The sequence below is a fragment of the Dyella choica genome (assembly GCF_003977665.1).
Lineage (GTDB): Bacteria > Pseudomonadota > Gammaproteobacteria > Xanthomonadales > Rhodanobacteraceae > Dyella_B > Dyella_B choica.
The window spans coordinates 1-18,868 of sequence record NZ_RYYV01000018.1; the positions used below are offsets into that span (position 1 = coordinate 1).

Here is an 18,868-nt window from a genome sequence, read left to right on the forward strand (position 1 = left end):
CGCGGTTCATCGGCATGGCGGCACCTCCGCTTGAGGGATGCCGCCATGCTCGCCCTACCTCTGCTCACCTACTGAGACTCGACGCTAATCAAGTGCGGGGAGGGGCGGGGAAGCCGGGGCTTGCCGGCAAATTCACCAGCACCCGCGCACCAAGCCCGTCCCTCCTGCCGTAGCTTCACGGCACTTAAGACCGAAACCCCAAAACTGGCACAATGTTCCCTGCCGCCGCCCCGTCCCAGGCAGCCAAGCGGCATAAAGGGAATCTTCTTGGACCGGCTCACTGCACGACAACTCTTCGACGATATCCACGAGCGCATGGCGTTGCGCTGGGTGGCCGGCATGCGTGGCGAGATGCGTGTGCTGGAATACGGCTCGACCCCGGCCCGCCGCCCCTCGCTGGTGGGCTATCTCAATGTGATTTACCCCAACAAGATCCAGATCGTCGGTACCGAGGAGCTCAGTTACCTGGACAGCCTGGATTCCCGTCAGCGCTGGGAGGTGATCCACAAGGCCGCCGCCACGCAGCCGGTGGCGTTTATTGTCACCAAGGATCAGGCGATACCCGCCGACCTGCGCGAAGTGGCAGAGGAAACCGATACTCCGCTATGGATCAGCGCCAAGCGTGGCCATGAACTGCTGACCTGGATGCAGTACCACTTGGCGCGCACCATGGCGCCACGCCTCACCTTGCATGGCGTACTGCTGGAAGTGTTCTCCATCGGCGTATTGATCACCGGCGAAGCCGGCTCCGGCAAGAGCGAACTGGCGCTGGAACTGATCAGCCGCGGACATCGCCTGGTCGCCGATGACGCCCCGGAATTCACGCTGATCGCCCCGGACGTGATCGATGGTGCCTGCCCCGAGCTGTTGCAGGATCTGCTTGAGGTGCGGGGCCTGGGCGTCCTCAATGTACGCGAGATGTTCGGCCACACCTCGGTCAAGACGTCCAAGTACCTGCGCCTGGTGATCCATCTCAAGCCCATGCGCGACGGCGAGAATGTCGATGCGATCACCCGCCTCACCGGCGACGTGGGTCACCGCGAAATCTTCGACGTGAACATGCCGATGATCACCTTGCCCGTCGCCCCCGGCCGCAATCTGGCGGTACTGGTGGAAGCGGCGGTGCGCAGCCATATGTTGAAGAGCAAGGGCATCGATCCGGCGCAAAGCTTCATGGACCGCCAAGCCCACCAGATGCGCCGGCTGCCGCCATGGTAGGCCCGCGCTTGAGACAGTGACCAAAATCTCATGAGCCCATACCAAGGACTGCTCGCCCACGACGATCCGGACGCCATCCACCTGGTGGTGCTGACCGGCATGTCCGGCGGTGGCAAGACTGTCGCCCTGCGTGCGCTGGAAGACCTGGAATTCTATTGCGTCGACAACCTGCCCAGCGCCCTGCTGCCGCAGTTGGTGGAAGCGGCCACGCGCGGCGATAGCCATCGCCGTCGCATTGCAGTGGGCGTAGACGTGCGCAACCGCGACGAGGATTTTCAACACATGCCCCAGGTGCTGTCGGCGCTGGCCGCCACCGTGCAGGTGCATCTGATCTTTCTCGATTGCAACGACGCCGCGCTGATCAAGCGTTACTCGGAAACTCGCCGCCGGCATCCGCTGGCGGTGCGCGGCGTATCGCTCGCCGATGCCATCGCGGAGGAACGCCGCCTGCTGCGCCCGCTGATGGCGATCGCCGAACGCGTGATCGATTCCAGCGACTTGAACGTGCATCAGTTGCGCCGCCTGATCGCTACCGGCTACGCACAGACCGCCACCGGCCTCACGCTGATGTTCCAATCGTTCGCGTTCCGGCGCGGGTTGCCGCTGGATTCGGACTTCGTATTCGATGCCCGCTGCCTGCCCAATCCGCATTGGGAACCGACGCTGCGTCCGCTGTCCGGCAAGGATGCGCCGGTGCGCGAATTCCTGGAGCGCCAGTCGGTGGTGGGCGAGTACTACGCCGACACCGCCCGCTGGCTGGACGCATGGCTGCCCCGCTTCGAGGCGGACGATCGCAGCTACGTCACCATTTGCATCGGCTGCACGGGCGGCCGCCACCGTTCGGTATACCTGGTCGAGAAACTCGCCGCGCACTATCGCACCACGCGCGAAGGGGTTCTCACTTTCCATCGCGAACTCGAGTGATGTTTATGCCCTCTTTCACGATTCCAAACGAAGCCGCCGTATCATGAGCGTCGGCGTGCTTCTGATGACCCACGAGTCGGTTGGCCAGGCGCTGGTGAAGGCTGCACGTCACGTGTTGCCGAAATTGCCGCTGCGAGTCGCCACCGTGGAAGTGCCCGCCCGAGCCGATCCGGATGTCATGCGCACCTTGACCGCCAAGCATGCGCGCGAACTGGATCAGGGCGACGGCGTGCTGGTACTGGCGGATCTGTATGGCGCGACTCCCTGCAACATCGGACTGTCGTTGGCTACAGTGGGCGTAAGGCTGCGCTGTGTTTCGGGATTGAACTTGCCCATGCTGCTGCGCGTACTCAACTACGCCGACAAGCCGCTGGACGAACTTGCGGAAATCGCGGCCAGCGGCGGTCGCGGAGGAATCTTCATCGACCATGCTTGAAAAAGAAATCGTCGTCTCCAACAAACTGGGCCTGCATGCCCGCGCATCGGCGAAGCTGGTGCAGCTCGTGCAGAGTTTCAAATCCACCGTATGGTTGATCAGCAAAGGCCGCGAAGTGAATGCGCAAAGCATCATGGGCGTAATGATGCTGGCTGCCGGTATCGGCACGCCGCTGACCGTTCGCGTGGATGGCCCGGATGAATCGGCCGCGATCACGGCGGTGACGGATCTGTTTGACCGCAAATTCGACGAAGGGGCGTGAATGAAGCAAGGCACGGGAAATGAGCAACGGGGAACGCACACAACGCGCGTGGATTTGCCGCGCTGCGATACTGGCGTTTCCTGTGCCCTGCGCCCCGTTCCCGGCACCTCCGGCAGGAGGTGCGCATGAGGCAGATACTCGCCGGTACCATGGCTTCACGCGGCATGACCCTGGGCCGTGCGCGACTGGTCCAACCCAGCCGCTACCTGGTCGACACCAGGCCGCTGACGGAGGAAGAAATTCCTTCGGAACTCGAACGCCTGCATACAGCGCTGGAAACCGCGCGACAGGAGCTGCGCGAGTTGCGCGGCAAGCTGCACGGGGCACTGGCGCGCGAGGTCAACGAGTTCATCGACGCCCATAGCCTTTTGCTGGACGACGCGGAGCTGCTGCGTGGCCTGGACGAAATGATCACCATCGGCCGCTATCGCGCCGGTGCCTCGTTGAAAAAGCAACGTGATCGCCTGGCCGGCGTGTTCAGTGCGATGGACGATCCTTATCTGCGCAGCCGCATGGAAGACGTCGACCAGGTAATCGGCCGCGTCATTTCCGCATTGCAGCGCCAGACCAGTGTCGAGGAACGCAAGCTCGCCGCACGCGTCGGCGAAATTCTCGTAGCCGACACCATCGCGCCGGCCGACATGGCGCACTTGGCCGGCAATGGCCTGCTAGGCGTCATCACCAGTTCCGGCAGCGCCTATTCGCACAGCGCCATCCTGGCGCGCAGCCTCAATCTGCCGATGCTGGTGGGCACGCGCGATGCGCTGTCAACCATTCACGACGATGACTTGATTCTGCTCGATACCGAGCGCGGCGAAGCCGTGGTGCACCCGACTGCCCAGGATCTCGCTCGTTACCGCGCATGGCAGCGCGAAGCTGCCCAGGAGGGCCGCCGGCTGGCCAGCTTGGCGAATGCTCCCACGCGTACGCGCGATGGCGTGGACGTCCGCCTGCTCGCCAACGCCGAATCACCCGGCGACGTCGCGCTTGCCCGCGCGCGTGGCGCCGACGGCGTCGGCCTGTATCGCACGGAATTCCTGTTCCTGCGCCACAAAGGCCTGCCTTCGGAAGACGAGCAGTTCATCGCGTATCGCGACGTGGTGCTGGGCATGGGCGGCGCGCAGGTGACCATTCGCACGCTCGATCTCGGTGCCGACAAGGCCGACGCCGCGGGACTGGTCATCCGCGGAGAGGAAAATCCAGCGCTGGGCGTGCGTGGCGTGCGTTTGTCGTTGCGCCATCCGGCCGTATTCACCACGCAGATTCGCGCCATCCTGCGCGCCGCCTGCTACGGTCCCGTGCGCGTGCTGGTACCGATGGTGACGCAGCCGGATGAGCTCATAGCCGTACGCACGCTGTTCAAGCTCGCACGCCTGGAACTCAAGCGCGAGAACATCGATCTACCGGAAAAGCTCCCGCTGGGTGCCATGGTCGAGGTACCCGCCGCCGCGATCAACGTGCGCGCCCTGCTCGAACACTCCGACTTCCTCGCCATCGGCACCAACGACCTCGCCCAGTACGTACTTGCCGCAGACCGCGGCAACGATGCGCTGGAAAACATCTACAACCCACTGCAGCCCGCACTGCTGCGCTTGCTCTCGCACGTGATCTCGGCCGGTCGCCGCGCGGGCAAGCCGGTGAGCCTGTGCGGCGAAATCGGTGGCGATGAAAATTTCACCGCCCTGCTGCTCGCCCTGGGCCTGTGCGAATTCAGCATGCACCCCAGCCGCATCCTGCACGTGCGCGACCGCCTCGCCACGCTCGATCACGCCAAGCTGCGCAGCTTCGCGCCACGCCTATTGCGCGCACGCACGCATGAGGAAGCGGAGGCGCTGCTGGCGGCGATTACCGGGAACAGCTGTGCGACTTCGTAGGCCGGGATGACGATCCCGGCATCGCGCGGTTTTCGTGGATGGCAACGCTGGATTTTGCAACCCAGCCTACGTGATATATGCATTACGCGTTGAGCACGGATTGCAAAAACGCTTCCAGCGCCGCACCCCGATATTTCTCCCGGTGCAGCAGGATCGACAACCGCCGCCGCAGATCCAGGAAGGGTGTCTCCAATGCCACCAATCGCCCGGTCGCCAGTGCATCGGTCACCGCCACTTCCGGCAGGCACGCAATACCCAGCCCGGCCGTAACCGCCTGCTTGATCGCTTCGGTCTGGTCCAGCTCCATCACGGTTTCTCCCGGCGGCAACTGCATCAATGCCCGCTCGCTGATGGCACGCGTGGCAGAACCTGGCTCGCGCAGGACCCAGCGCGCGCCGGCAAAATGCTCGGGCTTCAGAACGCGCTTGTTCGCCAGGGGATGGTCCGGCGGCGCGCACACCAGCAAGGTGTCGTCACGCCAGGGGTGCGCCTCCAGCAACGGATGCGTGGCCGGTCCTTCCACGCAGCCGACGTCCAGGCTGTGGTCGAGTACGGCTGCCGCTATGCCATCCGTATTTGCCACGCGCAAGCGAATGGCCACTTGCGGATAAGCGCGCACGAACTCGCCCAACAATTCGCCCACGCGGTAATTGCCGATCGTGTTGCTGGTGCCAATGCGTAGTTCCCCCGCGAGCGCAGTCGTCTTGCCGGCCGCACGACGTCCGAATTCCGCATGGCGTTCCAACAATTCCTGCGCCAGGGGCAGCAATTCACGGCCGCGCGCGTTCAATTGCAGCCGGCCACGCTCGCGGTCGAACACCGGGGCGTCCAGCTGCCGTTCCATTTCCGCCAAGGCCATGCTGGCGGCCGGCTGGGTAAGATGCAGCCGCTCGGCAGCGGCGCGCACGCTGCCGAGCAGGGCGATCTGCACGAATACGTCGAGCTGACGCAGGCTGACATTGAGCATCAGCATATTTTATTGAACTGATCAGATATTTCAAATTTTCCTAATACATGACGAATTGGACAATAGCCAGGTCCCCAACGGCTGACCGTCATGAATGCCCTATCGCTTCCCCTCGCCCCGTCCCGCCTGCGCGTTAACGCTTCAGGCCTGCTACTTGCCTTCGGCATTGCGCTGGCGGCCTGGTGGCTGGGCCGCCGGGTGCCGCTGATCGGCGGACCGGTGTTCGGCATCGTTATCGGCATTGCCGTACGCAACCTGCTCTCCCCCGGGGAAAGCTTCAATCCGGGGATCCAGTTCGCCAGCAAGCAGGTGCTGCAGTGGTCGATCGTCGCGCTGGGGTTCGGACTGAGCCTCACCCAGGTCGCCAAGACCGGACTGGAATCGCTCTCCGTGACCTTGGTGACCATGAGCGTGGCGTTCGTGACGGCATGGCTGCTGGGCCGGGCCATGAAAGTTCACGGCGAGCTGAAGGTGCTGATCGGTGTAGGCACCGCGATCTGCGGCGGCTCGGCCATCGCCGCGGTTACCCCCATCATCAAGCCGGACGACCACGACACGGCGTTTGCGATCTCCACCATCTTCCTGTTCAACATCGTCGCCGTACTGCTGTTTCCGCTGCTGGGACATGCGTTGCATCTGTCGGATCTTGGCTTCGGACTGTGGGCCGGCACGGCGATCAACGACACCTCCTCGGTAGTGGCTGCGGGCTATAGCTACAGCACTGCCGCGGGCGATTACGCCACCATTGTGAAGCTGACGCGTGCCACGCTCATCATCCCGATCTGCCTGGTGCTTGCCGTGGTGGTGGCGATGCGTCACAAGCGCGCCGCAAAACAGGCCGGCGTAACCAGCGATTTCAGTCTGCGCCGCATCTTTCCCTGGTTCATCCTGTGGTTCCTGGTGGCTTCGGCCGTGCGCACGGCGGGCTTGGTGCCGGCGGCGATCCAACCGGCGATTCACCTGGCCGCCGAGTTCATGATCATCGTGGCGCTCACCGCGATCGGCCTGTCGGCCAACCTGCGCAAAATGGCGTCGACCGGCGTGCGGCCGATCCTGCTGGGACTGGGCGTGTGGGCGGCGGTGTCGATCAGCAGCTTGCTGGTGCAGTTGGTGATCGGGCAGCTTTAGCGCCCCCCGTCATTCCCGCGAAAGCGGGAATGGCGTCCAAGTGGATGTCACACCACGCGCGCCTAGGATCCCCGGACCTTCCCCTGCTCGGCCAGGGTCAATGCCACCTTGTCGCGCAAATACACCGGCAATGCCTGCTCCGGCGCTAACGCACGACCAGCGTTGAATTCACGCACCGCCAGCGTCGCCACATGACGCGCCTGCGGATAGCAGTTGCCGTCAGCCGAACGAGGCTCCACTCCCAGCCGGGCAAGCAATGCTTCACGGTACGTCGCCCAACCGGTACCCGCCACGTTCCATGCATCCGCCGGCGGCAGCACCAGTGCGTCGGGCATGCACACGCGCTCTTCATCCAGGGCGATCAAGCCGCCTTCGCCATCACGCTGATAGCTGGCAGCATAGATCTCCCCCATGCGCGCATCGATCACCGCCAGGATCGCGGCATCATCCTCCGGCGCTTCCAATGCCAGCGCCGCCAGCGAAGAAACGGGAACCACCGGCCGATCCAAGGCCATGGCCATGCCCTGCGCCAATGACACCGCCAGGCGTACACCGGTGAACGCGCCAGGGCCGCGCCCCACCGCGATGGCATCCAGCGCATGCTTGCCTATGCCTGCTTCCGCCAGCAGCTCGTCCGCCATCGGCAGCACGCGCTCGGCATGACGGCGCGGCGCCAGCTCGGTGCGGGCGATAACGGTTTCGCCATGCACTAGCGCGACGGAACAGGCTTCGGTGGCGGTTTCGATGGCAAGCAGATTCATGGCCGCATTCTCGCACGGCGCAGGGTCACCCCGATTAGAGATGGTCTGAATAAATCCATCCTGGATTTTTTCAGACGCGTCACGCGCGGCGCATGTCCGCACGCGACTACCACGAAGCAAGCACTTACGTGCTTGCTTCGTGGGCGGTGCATCCTTGCACCGCGGAAGCTCTGAATAAATCAGAGCTTCCTTAGGTCATTACCTCCCAGGTAATCGCCGCACTGCGGAACCGGCTGCAAGCTTTCTCCACCAACCCACGGAGAACAGCCATGACCGACGCACATACCCTTGCCACCCGCTACATCCACAGCTGGAACGAAACCGATCCGCTGCGCCGCCTCGCGTTGCTGGAAGAGGTCTACACGGAACATGCCAGCTATACCGACCCGATGATCACGGCCAAGGGCTGGCAGGCGATCAATGCCACCGTCAGCGCCGTGCAGAAGATGTTTCCCGGGCATGTCTTTGGCCTGATCGGCGAAGTGGATGCCCATCACGACATGATGCGTTTTCGCTGGCATCTCGGCCAGCCGGGCGCGAATGAGCCGGTGGTGATCGGCTTCGACGTCGCCGTGCTGGAAGACGGCCGCATCAGCCGCGTCTGCGGCTTCCTCGACAAAGTGCCAGTGGTCGCCTGACATCCTTTCCCGCCGCGCGCCGGGAGCGCGCGGCCCCTTCTGGAGTACCTGATCATGCCTACGTTCGAAACCAGCGACCATGCTCGTCTGCACTATGCAGACTGGGGTGTCGGCCAAACCATCGTCTTCGTCTCCTCCTGGGGCTTGGACTCGCGCATGTGGGCACCGCACATGCTGCACTTCAATCGGCTCGGCATGCGCTGCATCGCGCTCGACCGGCGCGGTCACGGCCGTTCGGATTGCCCCGGCCGCGGCTATGACTACGATCGCCTCGCCGACGACCTGGCCGAGCTGATCGCGCATCTGGACCTGCACGACGTGACCTTGGTCGCCCATTCCATGGGTGCCAGCGAATGCACGCACTATCTGTCGCGCCATGGACGCTCACGTGTCGCGCGCGTGGCGCTAATCGGCGCAACGGCCCCGTGCTATCTGCAAAGCGAAAGCTATCCGCAAGGTCTCCCCTTCAGTTCATTCGAAGCGGTTTGCACCATGCTGCGCGAAGATCTGCCGCAATGGCTGCGCGACAACGCCGATCCTTTCTTCCTGCCCGCTGAGACCGGCGTCACCGAAGAAACGACGCGCTGGACCATCGATTGCGTGCTCAATGCCTCGCTCAAAGCGCTGATCGATTGCTTCATGGCGCGCGTGCACGTCGACATGCGCGAGGAATTGCGTGCGCTTGACGTGCCCATGCTGGTGATCCACGGCGATCGCGATGCCAGCGAGCCCGGACACGGCCGCCTGGTCGCCGAACTCGTACCGAACAGCCGCTACATCGAGTACACCGACGCGCCGCATGGCCTCTATCACACGCACCGGGAGCGCCTGCTGGCCGACATCGGCAGCTTCATCGCTGAGCAATGCCAAATGGCCCAGGACGGCCGGATGTTCCGCACGGCATGATCGGTCCATGCATGCCATCCGCCTTCAACCCCAACGCCCGGTCGGCGACCTGCTGCGCGAATGGCGCCGGCATCGCCGACTGAGCCAGCTCGATCTGGCCACCCACGCCGAGGTTTCCACGCGGCATCTGAGCTTCGTGGAATCCGGCCGCGCCCAGCCCAGCCGCGACATGATCCTGCACCTGGCCCAATACCTGGATATCCCTCTGCGCGAGCGCAACGCCCTGCTGGTAGCCGCAGGTTTTGCACCCAGCTATCCGGAACGGCCACTGGAAGATGCATCGATGGATGCGGCGCGACGCCTGATCGATCAGTTGCTGCAAGGCTTCGAACCCTACCCGGCATTGACCATCGACCGGCATTGGCAATTGGTGGCGAGCAACCGGGCTACCTTGCGCTTGCTCGACGGCATTGCAGCAGAATGCTTGCAGGCGCCGATCAATGTGCTGCGGCTGAGTCTTCATCCGGCCGGACTGGCTCCGCGCATCCGCAATCTGGGCGAGTGGCGCGCTCACCTGCTGCATCGCCTGCAGCAACAGATCGAGGCCACGCACGATCCGCAGTTGCTCGCCTTGCAACGCGAAGTGCAGGCCTTTCCCGCGCCCGTCGTCACGCCCGCACGCAGCTCCGCTTCGGCGATCGCCGTACCCATGCAGCTTGAAGTACGTGGACAGGCCCTGTCCCTGATCAGCACCACCACCGTTTTCGGCAGCCCCGTAGATATCACGCTATCGGAATTGGCGCTGGAAGCCTTTGTGCCTGCCGATGAGCAAACGGCGCAAGCCTTGCGGCAGATGCAATAGCCGGCAAGCGCCGACGCGCTGCGATCCTTGCGAAGGTCATCGCAATCTTGCCAAGCGCAACACGCCATAGTGCGAGCGCCCTGCGTGTCCCACTCGCCCGGACCCACCAACGTTTCGTAAGGATGAGGAAACCATGCCCACGTCTCCGATAACACGTGCGATGGCGACGTTGTCGCTTTTCGCCGCTACCGTGACTACCACTCCCGCGCAGACAGCCAATACCTATATCGACTTCGGTACACCGCTGCCGCAGGCGCTTGCACCGGCTCCTTTCTCCAGCTCGATTTCCACTTATGGCCAGAACGGTGGCTCGATCATTGCCAGCGCAACACAACGAGCCAACCTCGCCAGCCTCGGCCTGGGACTCTATCGCGTCCCGCTGCAATGGAACGGCGGCAACATCATTTCCGGCGCGGCTTATGGGCCCACCAACATTTCCGGCGACCAATGGGTCAGCGGCATCAAGAGCCTGGGCGCGCAGCCGATGGTCGTGGTGGCGGGATCGAGCAACAACAACTTCACTCCCGACGACGCCGCAGCCCTGGTGCAGCACTTCAATCCCGGCAACCCGGTCGGCTACTGGGTGATCGGCAACGAGCCCGATAACGATCACATGAGCATGGCCGCGTATTGCGCGCTGTTCAACGCCACGGTGGACAAGATGAAAGCTGTCGACCCCACCATCAAGGTCGCGGGACCGGCGTGGTCGCACTACGACCAGAACGAGCTGCAAGCGTTTCTCGATTGCGCCGGATCGAAGGTGGATGTGATCGACTATCACCATTACGCCATGGGCGGCAGTTATCTCGACAACGCCACGGCGCTGGCGCAGACGCCGAATTGGGAAAGCGAAATCTCCCAGCTTCGGCAAATGGTCAACACCACCGTGCCGCAGCGGGCTGCCGCCATCGAGATCCAGGTCGGCGAGTACAACTGGTCATGGCGTACCGGCGACGGCTATCCCGGACGGAACGGTGACGACCGTTTCTATCAGGGCGTGGCAACGGTCTGGTCGGCGTCGGTGGCCGGCCACATCATGCGCGCCGGGGGCCGTGGCCATCAGTACTCCGACCAGAACGGCGCGCTCGGCCTCACCTTCGAAAAACAAAGCGACGCCACCTATTACGGCCAGCGAATCGACGCGCCGATGCCGATCTATCACGGCCTGCGCATGTTCAGCGGTGGCGATCTGTTCCGGCCCTTCGGCAGCGTCGCCGTGTCGGCTTCGACGACTCTTGCCAATGTCGAGGTATTCGCCTCGACGAATGGGCAGAACGTCGTCATGATCAACAAGGACCCAGCCGCCACGCAGATCGCGATTTTGCAAGCCAGCGGAACCTCGGCAACCACCGTCGATGTGTGGCAGACCGACAACAACGCGCCTTTTCAGACGCCGCAGTTCATGGCAAGTCTGGTGCTGAGCAATGGCCTCAGCTATGCGTTGCCACCGTATTCGGTGACTACGTTCGTGTTTCGGTGATGCGCCGTAGGCCGGGGTGCGCCCCGTAGCCGGGACCCGCGCTGGCCCTGAGCTTGGCCCCGTCCCAGCCCCGGTCGCCGCCCTGGATCCGATCCGGGGCGGGCTCTGCCGCGCGCCCGGGGCCCAAAAGCCGGCAACGCTTTGGCAGCCCTCCCCCGGCCCCTTACAATGAACGTTTCTATGCCTGTCCACGCGCGCCGGCTGCCGGCGCGCCACTGCGAGTCCCCGATGGAAAAGAGTTTCGAGCCCCGCCCGATCGAGTCGAAGTGGTATGCCCGCTGGGAACGGAGCGGCCAGTTCAAAATGGACGCGCCCCAACCATCGGGCCGCGGCGAGCCGTACTGCATCCTGCTGCCGCCGCCGAACGTCACCGGCACTCTGCACATGGGGCATGCGTTCCAGCAGACCGTAATGGACATGCTGATCCGCTACCAGCGCATGCGCGGCATGAACACGCTATGGCAGGTCGGCACCGATCACGCCGGTATTGCCACGCAGAAAATCGTGGAAAACCAACTCGCCGTCGAAAATCGGACCCGCCACGACCTGGGCCGCGAGCCCTTCGTCGAGCGCGTATGGCAGTGGAAGGAGGAATCCGGCTCCACCATCACCCACCAGATGCGCCGCCTTGGCGTGGCCGCCGACTGGTCGCGCGAACGCTTCACCATGGACGAAGGCCTGTCCGCCGCCGTGCGCAAGGTGTTTGTTCAGTGGTATCGCGCCGGCCTGATCTATCGTGGCAACCGCCTGGTGAACTGGGACCCGGTACTGGGCACGGCCGTGTCCGACCTGGAAGTGAACAATGTCGAGCGTGATGGGCACCTGTGGTCCATCCGCTATCCGGTAACGGAGAGCGAAGAAAGCATCGTCGTCGCTACCACGCGTCCGGAAACCATGCTCGGTGACGTCGCCGTAGCCGTGCATCCGGAAGACGAGCGCTATCGGCATCTGATCGGCAAGATGCTCACCCTGCCCCTCGCCGGCCGCCAGATTCCGGTGATCGCCGACGACTACGTCGACCGCGAGTTCGGCACCGGCTGCGTGAAGATCACGCCTGCGCACGACTTCAACGACTACGCCATCGGCCAGCGTCACGCACTCGTGCCGCTGGAGATCTTCACGCTCGAAGCGAAGATCAACAGCAACGCACCGGCCAAGTACCGAAGCATGGATCGCTATGAAGCACGCAAAGCCGTGCTCGCCGATCTCGAAGCCGCCGGCCTGCTGGTGGAAACCAAACCGCACAAGCTGCAAGTACCGGTGAGCCAGCGCTCCGATGCGGTGATCGAACCGATGCTTACCGACCAATGGTTCGTCGATCTCACCAGCGACGCGCAAAAGGATGGCCGTCCCGGTGGCCGCAAGGCGATCACCGAGCCGGCACTGGACGCCGTTCGCTCGGGCGCGATCAAGTTCGTGCCGGAGAATTGGACCACCACCTATACGCAGTGGCTGGAGAACATCCAGGACTGGTGCATCAGCCGCCAGCTGTGGTGGGGCCATCGCATTCCCGCATGGTATGACGAAGCCGGCAACATCTTCGTCGGTGAAGACGAGGCTGACGCGCGCAAGCATGCTGCGGTCGAGCCCGTCGGCAAGTTGAAGCAGGATGAAGACGTGCTCGACACCTGGTTCAGCTCCGCGCTGTGGCCGTTCTCCACGCTTGGCTGGCCCTACAACGGCCCGGTGCAGAACGAACGCGGCGAAGTGCTCGCCAACTGGGACCACGACAGGATCTTCCTGCCCAGCGCCGTGCTGGTCACCGGCTTCGACATCATCTTCTTCTGGGTCGCGCGCATGGTGATGGCAACCCTCTACTTCACCGGGCAGGTGCCGTTCCGCGAGGTGTACATAAACGCCATCGTGCGCGATGCGGAAGGCCAGAAGATGTCCAAGTCCAAGGGCAATACGCTGGACCCGCTGGACCTGATCGACGGCATCGAGCTGGAACCGCTGGTGGAAAAATCCACCCGCTCACTGCTGATCCCCCAGGTGCGCGAGAAGGTCGAAAAGCGTATTCGCAAGGACTATCCGCAAGGCATTCCGGCCATCGGCACCGATGCGCTGCGCTTCACTTTCACGGCGCTGGCCAGCTACAGCCGCACGATCAACTTCGACATCAAGCGCGCCGAAGGCTACAAGGCGTTCTGCAACAAGCTGTGGAACGCGGCGCGCTTCGTGTTGATGAACCTGCCGGAAGGCGAGCTGCAGGCAACGGCGAAGGGCCCGGTCACCGAAGCGGAGCGCTGGATCCTGACGCGGCTGAAGCATACGCTGGTCGAGGTGGAGCAGCACTTTGCCACCTATCGCTTCGACCTGCTGGCCCAGGCGCTGTACGAATTCGTGTGGAACGAATACTGCGATTGGTTCCTGGAGCTGTCCAAGCCGGCCTTGAATGGCGACGACGCCGCCGCTGCCGCGTCGACGCGTCATACCTTGCTGGTGGTGCTGGAAACGGTGCTGCGCGCACTGCATCCGATCGTCCCGTTCATCACCGAGGAAATCTGGCAGTCGGTGGCGCCGAAGCTCGGCATCCAGGCCGACGGCATCCTGCTGCGCGCGTGGCCGAACGCCGGCGAGATCGCGGCCGACGAAGCGGCCACCGCCGAGATCGAGTGGTACAAGAACGTTCTAAGCGGCATTCGCCGCATTCGTGCGGAAATGAACATCGCACCTGGCAAGACCATTCCGCTGCTGCTCGCCGATGGCGATGCCGGCGATCGCGCGCGCGCGGCGAAGTTCGCGGCGCAAATCAGCTTCCTCGCGCGCGTGGAGGCGCCGCAGTGGATTGCTGCGGGCGCCGATGAACCCGCCGCCGCGGCCGCCGTGGTCGGTTCACTGCGCGTGCTGATTCCGCTGGCCGGATTGATCGACCTCACGGCGGAAAAAGCCCGCCTCGGCAAGGAGATCGCGAAAATCGAAAGCGAGCTCAAGAAGTGCGAGAACAAGCTGGGCAATGCCAACTTCGTGGCGAATGCCCCGGCGGAAGTGGTTGCGCAAGAGCGACAACGCATTGCAGATTGGGGTACGCAGCTTGGCGCGCTGCGGGAGCAGATGCGCAAGCTGGGATAATGCGCGTAGGCTGGGATGATAGTCCCAGCTTTCGATCCGGCCGCCGGAATGCTGGGATTATCATCCCAGCCTACCCGACTGATGCGCGCTGGGCGCTCCCCGACCTAGCGCAGCGGAAACTCCAGGGCCATCACGATCGCATCCTCGCGTCCGTCATGCGCCGGGTAGTAGCGCGGCCGGCGCCCGATCTCGTGGAAACCCAACGACGCATACAGCGCCTGTGCGTTGGGATTGGACGGCCGCACTTCCAGGAATACGCGCTCGGCACCGTTCCAGCGTGCGATATCCAGCAGGCGTTTCATCAGATGGCGGCCAAAGCCCTGCCCGCGCTGGTCCGGGGCAATGCACACGTTCAGCACGTGCGCTTCGCCGGCACCGACCGAAAGAATGCCGTAGCCGATGATCCGGCCGTCCAGGCACAGCACCCAGGAAGGATGCGCGGCTTTCAGGCAATCGCCAAAAATGCCCTGGCTCCAGGGAAAGGCGTAGGAAGCGTGCTCCAGTTCGCTGACTCGCGGCAGGTCCTCTCGCCGCATCGCGCGCAGCTCCAGCGAAGGGCGCGCGACCGCAACCATTTAGCGGCCTCCGGCCGCCAGCGCTCGGCGCAAGGCGCGCAAGGCCTGCCAGAGCCTCCGCTTGGCGCCGCCCTGCGTCAGGATGTCCGCGGGCGCATCCGCCAGCACGATATGCGCATCGCGCATCACCTGCGCCGGCAAGCCTCGCCCAAGCGCATGGGCTTGGGCCTGGCCGAAGACCAGATAGGCCGGCGCATGCGGCACCTGCATGGTCTCACCGTCCAGCGCCTCGATACGCGGCGCGCGAGCAAGCTGAGCGCCAAACGCCGACAGCGCGCGTCCTAGCAGATCCAACTCGCGCACCGCACAGCCGGGCGGCAGCACCACCACGACCTCGGCCTTGGTTGACGCCTGCTGCACCCCGATCGACCGGGTGGGCGGTTCCGCCAGCGCCGCTTCAACGACCACCCTCCGCTGCCACGGCACCATCCCCAGTGCACGCAGCACACGAGCCCGATGCGCAGGACTGGCAAAGACTGCGCTCATGCCGCTCCACGACGCGGGCGCTTACGGTGCGTGGCGAGGCCCCACGCGGTCACGATCGGCCCGGACAGCAGAAACAGGAAGAACACGGCCAGCAGCACTCGCGGCGGATCGACGAAGAAAGGCACCAGGATCAGCACGGCCATCAGGATCCACAGGAACGGTACCTTGTCACCCATCGGCAAGGACTTGAAGCTGTAATAGCGGAAGCGGCTCACCATCAGCAAGCCTACGATCACCGCCAAGAACGGCATGATCATGTTCAGCTGATCGCCGGCGATGCCCCAGTTGTCCATGCTCCACACGAACGACATGCATACCGCTGCCGCCGCGGGGCTGGGCAGGCCTTGAAAGTAGCGCTTGTCAGCCACGCCAACCTGGGTATTGAAGCGAGCCAGGCGCAACGCGGCGCATACGGCGTAGATGAAGGCAGCAGCCCACCCGATCTTGCCCGGCAGCGGCCCAAGCTCGCGCAGGCTGGAGAGCGACCAGTTGTACATCACCAGTGAAGGCGCGAGGCCGAAGCTCACCAGGTCGGACAACGAGTCGTACTGCACGCCGAATTCGCTCTGCGTATGGGTGAGCCGTGCCACACGGCCGTCGATGCCGTCCAGCAGGGCGGCCACGAACACGGCAATGGCAGCGTCCGTGAAATGCCCCCCGATGCTCACCACGATGGCGTAGAAACCGGCGAACATCGCCCCGGTGGTGAACAGGTTCGGCAATAGATAGATACCGCGATGCCGCGGCGCCCGTGCTGGGGTCGTCTCGCTCATGAAGCCATCCGTGATGGGATGGCGGGCAGTTTAGCAGGGTGGCGGGGCGGTCCTGGGAACGGGACGGATGAACGCTTGTGCCTATGCGCCCGGACCAGGGTTGCCGATTTGCGCCTGTCGAGCACTCGATGTTCCCGGTTTCCCACTCCCCGTTTCCCGCCTTTTCATTCCCAAACGTGCTAACAAGCACGTTCCACACACTCCGCACACGCCGGCCGCTTGAGTCCCGACCGCGCCGGTTGTTAACTAGCCGTGTTACCTACCACCCTGTCCCGGAGTCCGCTCATGCGTCGACTGTCTCTCGCCCTGGCGCTGCTGCTGATCGCTCCCCTGGCCTGTGCCCAGGTTTACAAGTGGACCGACGCCCACGGTACCGTCCATTACTCCGAAACACCCCCGCCGACCGGCACCAAGTACAGCCAGGTCAGCGTGAACGCCGGCACCTCCGCACCGGCCGCGGGGGAAAACCCACCCGCCGCATCGGGCAGCAGCAACAGCTCCTCACCAGCCAGCGGCAGCAGCACGTCGCAGCCCCCCATGGAAGACACCCCCGAGAACCGCGCCAAGCTATGCACCTCGCTGAAGGCCAACATCGGCACCCTGCAGGGCAAGGGCCCGGTGGTGATGAACAACGGCGGGCAACAGCAGTTGCTCAATGCCGACCAGCGCAAGCAGCAGCTCGACGCCAGCCAGTCGCAATACAGCCAGTTCTGCGCGAATCAATAACGCCGTAGCCTGGGGTGCAAACCCCAACGTTGCCATCGCCCTCCCGCGCAATGTTGAGGTTTGCACCCCAACCTGCAAAAGCTGCCGGCTATAATCGCCCCTTTACTCCGACAGCCGACCTGCCTCTCATGCGCCTAAGCCAATTCCACCTGGCCACCGTCAAGGAAGTCCCTGCCGATGCGGAGATCGCCAGCCATCGGCTGATGATCCGCTCCGGCATGATCCGCAAGCTCGCCTCCGGCCTGTACACCTGGTCGCCGCTGGGTCTGCGCGTACTACGCAAGGTGGAAAACGTGGTGCGCGAGGAAATGAACCGCGCCGGCGCGATCGAAATGCTGATGCCCTCCGTGCAGCCGCGCGAACTGTGGGAGGAAACCGGGCGCTGGGAGAAATTCGGTGGCCAGCTCCTGAAGATCAAGGATCGCAAGGAGCAGGAGTTCTGCTATGGCCCCACGCATGAAGAAGTCGTCACCGACTTCGCGCGCAATGAGCTGAAAAGCTACAAGCAGCTGCCGGTCAACTTCTACCAGATCCAGACCAAGTTCCGCGACGAGATCCGCCCGCGCTTCGGCGTGATGCGTGCACGCGAATTCCTGATGAAGGACGCGTATTCCTTCCATCTCACGCAGGAATCGCTGGCTGAAACCTATGAGGTGATGTACCAGGCCTATGCGCGCATCTTCACGCGCCTGGGATTGACGTTCCGCGCGGTGCAGGCCGATACCGGTGCGATCGGCGGCAACGCCAGCCATGAATTCCAGGTGCTGGCCGAAACGGGCGAAGACCTGCTGGCGTTTTCGGATGCGTCCGACTATGCCGCCAACCTCGAAAAAGCCGAGGCTGCGGCACCGGCCGGCAGCCGCCCCGCCCCCTCGGCTACGTTGCAACGCGTGGATACCCCGCGCGTGCGCACAGTGGAGGAAGTCACCCATCATTTCGGCATCACCGCCGATCGCGTGGTGAAGACCGTGCTGGTGCGCGGCAAGAAAGGCCTGGTCGCCTTGTGCCTGCGCGGCGACCACGACATCAATGAAGTGAAAGCCGGCAAGCTGCCGGAGCTGCCGGGAGAATCCGTGCTGGCTTCCGACGAGGAAATTCTCGCCGCGGTAGGCGTGCGTCCGGGCTTCATCGGACCGGTCGGGCTGCCCGATTCGATTCCGGTCATCGTCGACCGCAGCGTCGCGGTGCTGGCCGATTTCGTATGCGGCGGCAACGCCAACGACATGCACTACACCGGCGCCAACTGGGAACGTGATGCACGCATTACGCGTGTGGAAGACATCCGACAGGTGGTGGTGGGCGATCCTTCGCCGGACGGCCACGGCAGCCTGCAGATCGCCCGTGGCATCGAAGTGGGCCACGTGTTCCAACTCGGCAATAAGTATGCGCAAGCGCTGGATGCCACCGTGCTCGACGACCAGGGCAAGAAGCAAGTGATGCTGATGGGCTGCTACGGCATTGGCGTCAGCCGGATCGTCGCTGCCGCCATCGAGCAGCGCCATGACGAAGCCGGCATCATCTGGCCTGAGCCGATGGCGCCGTGGCGCGTGGCCGTTTGCGTGATCAACCCCAAGAACGCACCCGAAGTGAACGCCGCCGCCGAGTCGCTGTACAACGAACTCAGCGCGCGCGGCGTCGAATGCTTGTGGGACGATCGAGGCCTACGCCCTGGCGCGATGTTTGCCGACATGGAATTGATCGGCATTCCGCATCGCGTGGTGGTAAGCGAACGCGGCCTGTCTGCCGGCACGCTGGAATATCGCGCCCGCAGCGCAAGCGAAAGCAGCGCCATTACGCGCGACGAGCTATTTGAAATATTGGGCTAATGGCCATTTATGGA

General features: G+C 63.8%; 18 protein-coding genes. 13 read left to right on the top strand and 5 right to left on the bottom strand.

What is annotated here, in order from left to right; all coding sequences use genetic code 11:
- The first annotated feature begins 267 nt into the window (after positions 1–267).
- From hprK to ptsP, 5 genes are all read left to right on the top strand, one after another.
- Complete coding sequence (gene hprK / locus EKH80_RS18610; protein WP_126686298.1) at positions 268–1,218, top strand: HPr(Ser) kinase/phosphatase; 951 nt, start codon at positions 268–270, stop codon at positions 1,216–1,218.
- A gap of 30 nt (positions 1,219–1,248) precedes the next feature.
- Entirely contained in the window at positions 1,249–2,142 is an 894-nt protein-coding gene (gene rapZ / locus EKH80_RS18615) for an RNase adapter RapZ (RefSeq protein WP_126686299.1), read from the top strand.
- 43 nt (positions 2,143–2,185) lie between these two features.
- Positions 2,186–2,578 carry a PTS sugar transporter subunit IIA gene (locus EKH80_RS18620; protein ID WP_126686300.1) on the top strand — a complete coding sequence of 131 codons (393 nt, stop codon included), beginning with the start codon at positions 2,186–2,188 and terminating at the stop codon, positions 2,576–2,578.
- A complete protein-coding gene (locus tag EKH80_RS18625; RefSeq protein WP_126686301.1) occupies positions 2,571–2,840 on the top strand; it encodes an HPr family phosphocarrier protein in 270 nt (89 codons plus the stop codon). The genes EKH80_RS18620 and EKH80_RS18625 overlap by 8 nt, the downstream gene beginning before the upstream one ends.
- A 125-nt stretch (positions 2,841–2,965) precedes the next feature.
- Complete coding sequence (gene ptsP, locus EKH80_RS18630) at positions 2,966–4,714, top strand: phosphoenolpyruvate--protein phosphotransferase (RefSeq protein WP_126686302.1); 1,749 nt, start codon at positions 2,966–2,968, stop codon at positions 4,712–4,714.
- An 82-nt stretch (positions 4,715–4,796) separates the two neighbouring features.
- Here ptsP and EKH80_RS18635 read toward each other — a convergent pair whose 3' ends face one another.
- The gene (locus tag EKH80_RS18635) at positions 4,797–5,681 is read right to left on the bottom strand and encodes a LysR substrate-binding domain-containing protein (RefSeq protein WP_126686377.1); all 885 of its coding nucleotides are present in this window, start codon (positions 5,679–5,681) and stop codon (positions 4,797–4,799) included.
- A 198-nt stretch (positions 5,682–5,879) separates the two neighbouring features.
- On the opposite strand from EKH80_RS18635, the gene EKH80_RS18640 reads away from it, so the two are divergent.
- Positions 5,880–6,809, top strand: a complete 930-nt coding sequence (locus EKH80_RS18640; RefSeq protein ID WP_425481164.1) for a YeiH family protein — start codon at positions 5,880–5,882, stop codon at positions 6,807–6,809.
- Positions 6,810–6,871: 62 nt separating this feature from the next.
- On the opposite strand, the gene tsaB is transcribed toward EKH80_RS18640, so the two are convergent.
- Entirely contained in the window at positions 6,872–7,570 is a 699-nt protein-coding gene (gene tsaB / locus EKH80_RS18645; protein WP_126686304.1) for a tRNA (adenosine(37)-N6)-threonylcarbamoyltransferase complex dimerization subunit type 1 TsaB, read from the bottom strand.
- 269 nt (positions 7,571–7,839) lie between these two features.
- Here tsaB and EKH80_RS18650 point away from each other — a divergent pair, with 269 nt between their 5' ends.
- The 5 genes from EKH80_RS18650 to EKH80_RS18670 all read left to right on the top strand — a co-directional run bounded on the left by EKH80_RS18650 (position 7,840) and on the right by EKH80_RS18670 (position 14,468).
- Positions 7,840–8,208 (top strand): nuclear transport factor 2 family protein, encoded by a 369-nt coding sequence (locus tag EKH80_RS18650; protein WP_126686305.1) that lies wholly within the window; start codon positions 7,840–7,842, stop codon positions 8,206–8,208.
- Positions 8,209–8,262: 54 nt separating this feature from the next.
- Complete coding sequence (locus EKH80_RS18655) at positions 8,263–9,114, top strand: alpha/beta fold hydrolase (RefSeq protein ID WP_126686306.1); 852 nt, start codon at positions 8,263–8,265, stop codon at positions 9,112–9,114.
- A gap of 7 nt (positions 9,115–9,121) precedes the next feature.
- Positions 9,122–9,916, top strand: a complete 795-nt coding sequence (locus EKH80_RS18660; RefSeq protein WP_126686307.1) for a helix-turn-helix domain-containing protein — start codon at positions 9,122–9,124, stop codon at positions 9,914–9,916.
- Positions 9,917–10,049: 133 nt separating this feature from the next.
- Positions 10,050–11,396, top strand: a complete 1,347-nt coding sequence (locus EKH80_RS18665) for a GH39 family glycosyl hydrolase (protein WP_126686308.1) — start codon at positions 10,050–10,052, stop codon at positions 11,394–11,396.
- Positions 11,397–11,624: 228 nt separating this feature from the next.
- Positions 11,625–14,468 (top strand): valine--tRNA ligase, encoded by a 2,844-nt coding sequence (locus EKH80_RS18670; protein ID WP_126686309.1) that lies wholly within the window; start codon positions 11,625–11,627, stop codon positions 14,466–14,468.
- Positions 14,469–14,572: 104 nt separating this feature from the next.
- Here the strand turns inward: EKH80_RS18670 and rimI are convergent, their stop codons facing one another.
- From rimI to pssA, 3 genes are read right to left on the bottom strand one after another with little or no spacing between them, the layout of a single operon-like run.
- Entirely contained in the window at positions 14,573–15,043 is a 471-nt protein-coding gene (gene rimI / locus EKH80_RS18675) for a ribosomal protein S18-alanine N-acetyltransferase (protein ID WP_126686310.1), read from the bottom strand.
- Entirely contained in the window at positions 15,044–15,529 is a 486-nt protein-coding gene (locus EKH80_RS18680) for a hypothetical protein (protein WP_126686311.1), read from the bottom strand.
- Positions 15,526–16,302: a CDP-diacylglycerol--serine O-phosphatidyltransferase gene (gene pssA, locus EKH80_RS18685; RefSeq protein WP_126686312.1), complete on the bottom strand. Its 777-nt coding sequence runs from the start codon at positions 16,300–16,302 to the stop codon at positions 15,526–15,528. Before pssA ends, EKH80_RS18680 begins: the two co-directional genes overlap by 4 nt.
- A 285-nt stretch (positions 16,303–16,587) precedes the next feature.
- Between pssA and EKH80_RS18690 the strand changes: the two genes are divergently transcribed.
- The gene (locus EKH80_RS18690) at positions 16,588–17,028 is read left to right on the top strand and encodes a DUF4124 domain-containing protein (RefSeq protein ID WP_126686313.1); all 441 of its coding nucleotides are present in this window, start codon (positions 16,588–16,590) and stop codon (positions 17,026–17,028) included.
- Between the two features lie 128 nt (positions 17,029–17,156).
- Positions 17,157–18,854, top strand: coding sequence for a proline--tRNA ligase (locus EKH80_RS18695; RefSeq protein ID WP_126686314.1), 1,698 nt, complete (start codon positions 17,157–17,159; stop codon positions 18,852–18,854).
- The last annotated feature ends 14 nt before the right edge of the window (positions 18,855–18,868 follow it).

Bases quoted from the DNA above. Each gene is read 5' to 3' on its own strand.
- rimI (WP_126686310.1), bottom strand. From the start codon at position 15,043: ATGGTTGCGGTCGCGCGCCCTTCGCTGGAGCTGCGCGCGATGCGGCGA.
- EKH80_RS18655 (WP_126686306.1), top strand. From the start codon at position 8,263: ATGCCTACGTTCGAAACCAGCGACCATGCTCGTCTGCACTATGCAGAC.
- EKH80_RS18670 (WP_126686309.1), top strand. From the start codon at position 11,625: ATGGAAAAGAGTTTCGAGCCCCGCCCGATCGAGTCGAAGTGGTATGCC.
- EKH80_RS18635 (WP_126686377.1), bottom strand. From the start codon at position 5,681: ATGCTCAATGTCAGCCTGCGTCAGCTCGACGTATTCGTGCAGATCGCC.
- EKH80_RS18680 (WP_126686311.1), bottom strand. From the start codon at position 15,529: ATGAGCGCAGTCTTTGCCAGTCCTGCGCATCGGGCTCGTGTGCTGCGT.
- EKH80_RS18690 (WP_126686313.1), top strand. From the start codon at position 16,588: ATGCGTCGACTGTCTCTCGCCCTGGCGCTGCTGCTGATCGCTCCCCTG.
- EKH80_RS18620 (WP_126686300.1), top strand. From the start codon at position 2,186: ATGAGCGTCGGCGTGCTTCTGATGACCCACGAGTCGGTTGGCCAGGCG.
- EKH80_RS18665 (WP_126686308.1), top strand. From the start codon at position 10,050: ATGCCCACGTCTCCGATAACACGTGCGATGGCGACGTTGTCGCTTTTC.
- EKH80_RS18660 (WP_126686307.1), top strand. From the start codon at position 9,122: ATGCATGCCATCCGCCTTCAACCCCAACGCCCGGTCGGCGACCTGCTG.
- tsaB (WP_126686304.1), bottom strand. From the start codon at position 7,570: ATGAATCTGCTTGCCATCGAAACCGCCACCGAAGCCTGTTCCGTCGCG.
- EKH80_RS18695 (WP_126686314.1), top strand. From the start codon at position 17,157: ATGCGCCTAAGCCAATTCCACCTGGCCACCGTCAAGGAAGTCCCTGCC.
- pssA (WP_126686312.1), bottom strand. From the start codon at position 16,302: ATGAGCGAGACGACCCCAGCACGGGCGCCGCGGCATCGCGGTATCTAT.
- EKH80_RS18650 (WP_126686305.1), top strand. From the start codon at position 7,840: ATGACCGACGCACATACCCTTGCCACCCGCTACATCCACAGCTGGAAC.
- ptsP (WP_126686302.1), top strand. From the start codon at position 2,966: ATGAGGCAGATACTCGCCGGTACCATGGCTTCACGCGGCATGACCCTG.
- EKH80_RS18625 (WP_126686301.1), top strand. From the start codon at position 2,571: ATGCTTGAAAAAGAAATCGTCGTCTCCAACAAACTGGGCCTGCATGCC.
- rapZ (WP_126686299.1), top strand. From the start codon at position 1,249: ATGAGCCCATACCAAGGACTGCTCGCCCACGACGATCCGGACGCCATC.